Annotated in this window: 2 protein-coding genes; one reads left to right on the top strand and one right to left on the bottom strand. The window is 72.4% G+C overall.

The window, feature by feature from the left end:
* Positions 1–327 (bottom strand): hypothetical protein (locus GUY61_RS38345; RefSeq protein WP_166634895.1); only part of this gene is annotated, 327 nt, incomplete at its 3' end.
* A gap of 427 nt (positions 328–754) precedes the next feature.
* Here GUY61_RS38345 and GUY61_RS38340 point away from each other — a divergent pair.
* A complete protein-coding gene (locus tag GUY61_RS38340) occupies positions 755–1237 on the top strand; it encodes an NADH-quinone oxidoreductase subunit B family protein (protein WP_166634894.1) in 483 nt (160 codons plus the stop codon).
* Positions 1238–1360: the final 123 nt, after the last annotated feature.

Genomic DNA, 1360 nt, shown 5'->3' with positions numbered 1-1360 from the left:
CCCCTGCCCCCTCCCCGCCTCCGGTCCCAGTTCCGCCAGCAGCTCCCGCAGCTCCTCGGCAGCCTCGGGATCGGCCCTCAGCAGGTGGCGCAGCCGCATCCGCCAGCCCGCCTCGACGTCCGCGGCGGCCAGTTCGTCGCCCGCCTCCCTGGCCGCCACCAACTCCGCCCTCGACGCGCCGAGTTCCTCCTCCGCCGGGCCTTCGCCGGCGCCGCGCGCGAAGAACCGCGCCACCCGGTCCCGCGTCTGCGTCCAGGTCTCCGACACCATCAGTCCGACCAGGGTCGTCGCTCCCGACGCCGCCAGGGCCGCCAGCTCCGCATCCATTGAGCCTCCTCGAGTTCCGCCGTCCGCCGTCCGCCGTGCGCCGACCCGATGCCTGCCCGCCGTGGCCCAAGGATGTGCCACGCTCCGCCGGTACACAGCCCGGAGGAACCCACCTTCGCATCACGAAGGCGGACGTACAGGCAGTTCGCCGTCAGTACTCAGCGGGACACTCGAAGGGGAACTGCCACCACGAAGGCGTGGAATCCGCACCCGAAACCCCCTCTCCACGCATTCAGAATTGCTAATCTTGGCAATTAGTCAGGTCATCATGTCTCCGCGGGGCCGAGGACACCTCTTCGGGCGATTATGCGAGCGGCAAAGTAGCGTAAATTTTGGCAAAACGTATCAAGAAGGTCGTAACTCCAGCCGCGGAGTCGTCCGTTAGCCACCCGCGGAAGAGTCCTCACCAGCACCGGGAGGGGCGTTCATGGGCCTGCTGCGCAAGGTTCTCGACACCGGACGAGTGGCCGAACCCGCTCCACCGCCGCCCGCGCGGGAACCCCTGCCGGCGGTCGCGGAGTTCGGCGGGTCGGTGCAGGTGCGCTGCGTGGACGCCGGTTCCTGCAACGGGTGCGAGATCGAGATCGCGGCGGCCTTCGGCCCGGTGTACGACGCGGACCGGTACGGCGCCCGGCTGGTCGCCTCGCCGCGGCACGCCGACGTGGCACTGGTGACCGGGCCGGTGACCCGGAACATGGCCGAGCCCCTGCGGCGCACGGTGGCGGCCATGCCCGAGCCGCGCCTGGTGGTCGCGGTCGGGGACTGCGCGGTCGACTGCGGCGAGTTCGCCGGAGGGTACGGCGTCGAGGGCGCGGTCGCCGATGTCGTACGGGTCGATCTCGAGGTACCGGGATGCCCGCCCGCACCCGCGGACATCGTGGCGGCGCTGCGGCGGGTGACCGGCCGGTGAGCATGATCGCCGCCGGCCTCGGTGCGGCCGTCGCCCTCGGCGTGGCGGGAGCCGCGGCGGGGGCCGGGCTGCCGGTCCGCGCGCGCGTCCCGGTGGCGGGCGTGTGCACGGCGGGGGTGGGAG

Origin of the sequence: Streptomyces sp. GC420, from assembly GCF_009916105.1 — a bacterium.
Lineage (GTDB): Bacteria > Actinomycetota > Actinomycetes > Streptomycetales > Streptomycetaceae > Streptomyces.
Note: the sequence above shows the minus strand (reverse complement) of the source record. Positions and strands in the feature narration are given on the sequence as shown.